Source organism: Streptomyces sp. x-19, from assembly GCF_046549115.1.
GTDB lineage: Bacteria > Actinomycetota > Actinomycetes > Streptomycetales > Streptomycetaceae > Streptomyces > Streptomyces albulus_C.
In genome coordinates, this window is the sequence record NZ_JAJPWK010000070.1 from 1 (window position 1) to 5,111 (window position 5,111).

Sequence of the window (5,111 nt, forward strand, 5' to 3'; positions counted from 1 at the left end):
TCAACGGGAGGAGCATCGAACGCATAGTCCATCCGGCGAGCCTTTCACGAGCTCCATGATGCGTGAGGCCAGATCAACTTCTTCCACCGCGGAGCCAGCATTGATCATGACTCCGCACAGGCCCTAGGCGTTCGGCAGCCCGCGCAGCTGGCGGGCTCAGCGGCTGTATGCGGTGCTGGAGCAGGTGGCGGCTCAGCACGCGGCGCCCGTCGGGGATCAGGATGCTGGCCCAGTCGCACACTTAAGCGGGGCCGACGCCGGTGCCGGGCGGGCCGCTGATGTAGCCGAAGGCTCCAGTTCGGGACCGAATTTAGGGAAGGGACGTCAGCGGCGCTCGGTGCCGCGAAAGGATGGGGCATGATTGATTTCCCCGCTCTTGCCGCGGATCGGTCGGGTGACCGCACGGTTCAGCTCACTGTCACCCAGGCTCGGCGCTCTGAGCACCCGGACCGCACGACTTGGGGTCCCGAGGACGCGGCGCCCGCGGACGACCACTGGGGATGGCGGGAGTTCGTCGTGGACGGTGAGGGCGACCTGTGGATCCGCCTCACCGGCGAGGGCCCGCACAAGGGCGAGCGGCAGCTGCGCGGCTACAAGCCGCGGCTGTCCTTCCAAGAGAAGAGCAAGCCGGTGCCGTGGCTGGACCTGGCAGCCTCGTACGGGCCGCTCACCGATCTCCCCAGCGACTGGTACCGCCAGCGAACGAGATCCTGATCGCTTTCCACGGGCAGGTCGATTCCCAGGACTTCCCGAGCAAGCGAGTCCGTCTCGACGGCAAGAGCGGCATGGCGACGGTGACGTTGTCTGGTCCGCATGTGGTGCGGTGTTTGACGATTTTTCGTGCTGTCCTTGCTTCGGGCCCTGACCACTTCAACCAGGACGCCCAGCGGTACGCGATGTCGGAACGCCTGTACGACGGGTTCGCCGAACTGGTTGACCCCATCGACCCGGATACCTCCACCGGCGACATCCCGCAGTTGGTCATCGACGCTGGTCTGGAGAGTGATGGCCACGACCCTGACACCGTTGCGTAGCTGACCGCGCGGGGCCGAGCGACTCGGCTGGCAGCAACGATGATGAGGCCCAGTCCATGGAGACCGGGCCTCACTGTTGCGCGCGGGGGCCAGACAAAGGTCAGGGCACCCGGCGAGCAGCGGCAAGGGTCTTCTCAACGAATGCCCTCACGAGGTCAGTGGCTTCCGCGGCGGTGATGCCCTTCGTTCAGCTGCTCTGATGGCAGCGCAGTGAGAACCGGAGCACGCCGTGTACTTGCTCCAGCTCTGTCGTGTAGGGGCGGTGGCGGCAGCGGCCGTGCCGCTGCCGCCACAGCGGCCGTGCCGCTCGGTCGCCTCCACATGCTCGCGAATCACCTCGATGCGGAAGCGGCAGGGGAGGGTCTTGCGGTCCAGACAGCCGCGGCACTCCAGGAGGTGCAGCACGCTTCCGGTCCGTGCGAGGAATCGCACACCCTTGCCTTCGAAGGTGTTGCAGCTGGCACACAGCGGACCTTCTCCGAACTACCGGTCGGCCTGTCTCGTTGGGGTCGGATCGCACAGGGTTAGGGCTCGTCCGGCGGACCATGGGCCGAGCCAGGGCCGGACCGAGGCGAGGGCCGGCCAGCGCCCTAATCGTGTTGACCGCCCCCGGCAGGCAATGCTGGAGTCGGCACGTGGACAGCATCCCCGCCAACCGGCGGCTCTGGAACCAGATCAGCAGCGCCTACCAGCACGAGCACGACCCGCAAATCGGCGCCACACCCCGGCTGTGGGGCATGTACTCCATCCCCGACGCGCACCTGCACGCCCTGGGCGACGTCACCGGCAAGCGCGTCCTCGAACTCGGCTGCGGCGCCGGCCAGTGGTCCAGGGCGCTCGCCGCCGAGGGCGCCGCCGTGGTCGGGCTCGATCTGTCCGAAGCCCAACTCGCCTCAGCGGCCCGCGCGATGGGAGCGGCCCGCTACCCGCTAGTGCAAGGCGCCGCCGAACAACTCCCCTTCGCCGCCGACAGCTTCGACCTGGTGTTCTGCGACTTCGGTGGGCTCAGCTGGGCGCCCCCGCACCTGGCCGTCCCGCAGGCCGCACGCGTCTTGGGCCGAGGTGGGCGCCTGGTGTTCAACGTCGCCAGCCCATGGTTCGAAGCTTGCTACGACGAAGCCGCCAGCCGCGTGACCACGACGCTGCAGCAGGACTACTTCGGGCTGAACACCATCGCCGAAGGCGACGGCGCGACCAGCTATCAGCTTACCTACGGCGACTGGGTCAAGGTCCTGCGCGGCGCGGGTCTCATCATCGACGACCTCATCGAGCCGCGGCCCGAACTCGGAATACCCAACGGCTACAACGAAACCGACCCACCCGACTGGGCACACCGCTGGCCGGCGGAACTGCTCTGGGTAACCCACAAACCATAAGTTCCGCCGCGCCGAGACGTGAAGGCATCCCCTCGCCGGACATGCCCTAGCCCGTCTGCCGGTTGCTGCGAGGGATGGTCAGGGGGTGATGGACCGTCCGGCGATCTGGCCGAAGGTGGGCAGGCCCAGGTGGATCACCGAGGGTTTGTGTGCGGCATCGAGCTGGCTCAGCTTCTCCTCGGTGCCGGCCAAGGCTGATCTCCAAGCCCTCGACCTCTCCGAGCCAGCCTTCACGCTGAGCTTCGGCGATCCGATCGAGCAGGTTGTCGCGGATCTCGATCAGGCGGTCTCGTTGGGACGGCTCGGGCCGGAGGAGCGAACATCGCAAGCAAGCTTATCCGAACTAAGCGAGCATGAAGAGGGGTTGGGGTTCCAGGCCGCGCCCACCACAGAACGTAGTGGTGGACAAGTTGGACCGGGCCCTGCCGGGCGTGTCGCGAGTCAAGGAGGGCCACCCCTCTTGCTTGGTCTGCGCCCCTGCGAGACCTGGCAACCAGGAAGCCGTGGAGGAAGAGCGGACATGGCTCAGCGCTCGCTGGAGTAGGCGGGCTCGGCGGTTCGTCAGTCAGCGGGATCACTGAATATGCAGGAACGGCGCTACTTGCCCAGTTTCTTGGCCAGGGCGGCACGCCGGGCGAACATCTCGTCCTTGGACGCAGCCATCTCGCGGAGGGCTGCCTTTCGTGCCCGCTGGGCAAGCCGGTCCAGATACAGGTGACCGTGAAGGTGGTCTGTCTCGTGGTGCAGGCACCGGGCGAAGTACCCTCTGCCCTCGATCACGAGCGGCTTGCCGTTCTTGTCACGGCCTCGTACGACGGCACGGTCGAGGCGGGGCACCACCCGGTAGGGGCCGGGAACGGACAGACAGCCTTCGGGTTCTTCGACCAGCCTGCGCTGCTCGGTCGGCGCCTCGTCCAGGACGGGGTTGGCGATGTGCCCGACGTGACGCACCCCCCATTCATCCGTGATGTCCCACACAAACAACTGCAGGTCCACGTCGACTTGGTTGGCGGCAAGCCCCGCGCCCTCCGCCACCTGGTTCGTAGCGAACATGTCGTCCACCAGCTGCGACAGCTCCCGCGTACCGAACTGCGTGACCTCCCGGCACCGCCGTCGCAGAATCTCCTCCCCGACGACGGTGATGCGGCGCACCGAACCCCGTTCGACCTCCGGCGCGAGCCGTGGATAGGAATCGACGGGTTCACCCAGCACGCGCACCCGGCGGTCCTGCGAGGTATCACCGAACCCAACAGCCATGAAATATCAACGCCTTCCGCACATGCCTCAGTCGGCCAGGGCTGAACGCCCCGGCCGGCCCGCGGCCCAGCTTGACCGAATGCTTTGCAAAGTAGCACCCTTTGCAAAATGAGCGATGAAAACCGTCAAGCCGCGTCCACGGACCCACTGCCGCATCGCGCCCGGCGGCAACTCCCCGACCATCCCGTGCGCGTCGCCTTGCTGGACCTGCTCGCCGAGGTCGGCACAGTCACGTCGACCCAGGCCGCTGCCCGCCTTGGCCACAGTTCTGGCCTCTGCTCCTTTCATCTGCGTCAACTCGCCCGGCACGGCCTCATTGAAGAAGCGCCACACAGCGGCGGCCGGGCACGGCCGTGGCAGCTGCGCTGGACGTCCTCCGATCAGTCCGACCGGGAAGCGCCGGAAGAGTTCGCCGCGCTAGCGCGTGGACTGGAAGATGAGAGCTATCAACATTGGCTGGCTCACCGAGAGCAGGCGCCGAGCGAGTGGCAGCACGACGAGTCCTTCAGCGCCGTGGTCCACCTCACTCCAGCGGAAATGGCCGACCTTGCCACGTCCATCCGCTGCCTACTGGCCGACTACCGCGAACGGGACCAACAACCCGCCGCGCGCCCGGCAGGCACCGTGGCCGTAGCTGCGGTCACCCGGCTGTTCCCCCTCATTGGTCGGTGAGCCTGCCGGCAGCCGTGCGGATGTCGGGCATGCCGAGGGGAACGGTGGACGGCTGGGATGCACGCTCGCGCATCTGCTCCAGCTTCTGCGCGGCGGCAGCCATGGTGGTCTCGATGGCGGCCACCTCGCCGAGCCACCCCTGGTCCTTAGCCTCCTGGAGACGGTCGATGAGGGTGGCGTGGATCTCCTCAAGGCGAGGCATCTGGGCCGGGTTCACGAGAAGTAAAGGGACACCTGACACAGGCATTTTCATGCTGGCAGGGGGTCGCGTAGTCGCGCCCGCAGGTTCCCAAGGCGACCTTGCGGAGTTCGAAGTGCGAGAGGAACTCGGCCCATTCGACGGCTGTGAGCTCGCGGTACTCCTCGCTGGGCCGCTCGGTTCTGCGGCGTGCGGTGAAGGCCCGGTGATGGGAGATCACGTCCTCCGGGTAGATCGCGGCATAGCCCATGGTCGTGTCCAGAGCGGCGTGGCCGCAGATCTTCGCGGCGATGTGCGGGGGCAGTGTGAGTGGGCGGTGGGGTGGCAGCGGGTGGGCGTCAGCGGAATCGCGGAGTAGATGTCCTGGTAGCGGGTGCAGGACGGGGCTGTGGTCGCTGTCATGGGGTGACCAAGAGGATGTTGTGGTGTGGCTAGTGCTCTGACCGCTTAGAGGTCCTAACAGAAGTGGTTGATCATGTGACTGTTGGCGTATCTGCTCGTTGGTCTGGTCGTGGGAAAGCGTCAGTCGCGGCCGTGGATCGTGTCGGATGAACTATGGGCGTTGGTGGAGCC

General features: G+C 66.8%; 6 protein-coding genes. 4 read left to right on the top strand and 2 right to left on the bottom strand.

What is annotated here, in order from left to right; all coding sequences use genetic code 11:
* The first annotated feature begins 357 nt into the window (after positions 1-357).
* From ACLJT4_RS42045 to ACLJT4_RS42055, 3 genes are all read left to right on the top strand, one after another.
* Positions 358-714: a hypothetical protein gene (locus tag ACLJT4_RS42045; RefSeq protein ID WP_411130421.1), complete on the top strand. Its 357-nt coding sequence runs from the start codon at positions 358-360 to the stop codon at positions 712-714.
* A gap of 71 nt (positions 715-785) precedes the next feature.
* Positions 786-1,034 carry a hypothetical protein gene (locus ACLJT4_RS42050; RefSeq protein WP_411130423.1) on the top strand — a complete coding sequence of 83 codons (249 nt, stop codon included), beginning with the start codon at positions 786-788 and terminating at the stop codon, positions 1,032-1,034.
* A 635-nt stretch (positions 1,035-1,669) separates the two neighbouring features.
* Complete coding sequence (locus ACLJT4_RS42055) at positions 1,670-2,410, top strand: class I SAM-dependent methyltransferase (RefSeq protein WP_411130424.1); 741 nt, start codon at positions 1,670-1,672, stop codon at positions 2,408-2,410.
* A gap of 597 nt (positions 2,411-3,007) precedes the next feature.
* Here ACLJT4_RS42055 and def read toward each other — a convergent pair.
* Complete coding sequence (gene def / locus ACLJT4_RS42060; protein ID WP_411130425.1) at positions 3,008-3,667, bottom strand: peptide deformylase; 660 nt, start codon at positions 3,665-3,667, stop codon at positions 3,008-3,010.
* Positions 3,668-3,775: 108 nt separating this feature from the next.
* On the opposite strand from def, the gene ACLJT4_RS42065 reads away from it, so the two are divergent.
* Positions 3,776-4,339 carry a helix-turn-helix domain-containing protein gene (locus ACLJT4_RS42065; protein WP_411130427.1) on the top strand — a complete coding sequence of 188 codons (564 nt, stop codon included), beginning with the start codon at positions 3,776-3,778 and terminating at the stop codon, positions 4,337-4,339.
* On the opposite strand, the gene ACLJT4_RS42070 is transcribed toward ACLJT4_RS42065, so the two are convergent.
* Positions 4,326-4,541, bottom strand: coding sequence for a hypothetical protein (locus ACLJT4_RS42070; protein ID WP_411130429.1), 216 nt, complete (start codon positions 4,539-4,541; stop codon positions 4,326-4,328). The genes ACLJT4_RS42065 and ACLJT4_RS42070 overlap by 14 nt on opposite strands.
* Between the last annotated feature and the right edge of the window lie 570 nt (positions 4,542-5,111).

Coding starts and splice junctions, on each gene's coding strand:
- ACLJT4_RS42045 (WP_411130421.1), top strand. CDS start 358: ATGATTGATTTCCCCGCTCTTGCCGCGGATCGGTCGGGTGACCGCACG.
- ACLJT4_RS42050 (WP_411130423.1), top strand. CDS start 786: ATGGCGACGGTGACGTTGTCTGGTCCGCATGTGGTGCGGTGTTTGACG.
- def (WP_411130425.1), bottom strand. CDS start 3,667: ATGGCTGTTGGGTTCGGTGATACCTCGCAGGACCGCCGGGTGCGCGTG.
- ACLJT4_RS42065 (WP_411130427.1), top strand. CDS start 3,776: ATGAGCGATGAAAACCGTCAAGCCGCGTCCACGGACCCACTGCCGCAT.
- ACLJT4_RS42070 (WP_411130429.1), bottom strand. CDS start 4,541: ATGCCTCGCCTTGAGGAGATCCACGCCACCCTCATCGACCGTCTCCAG.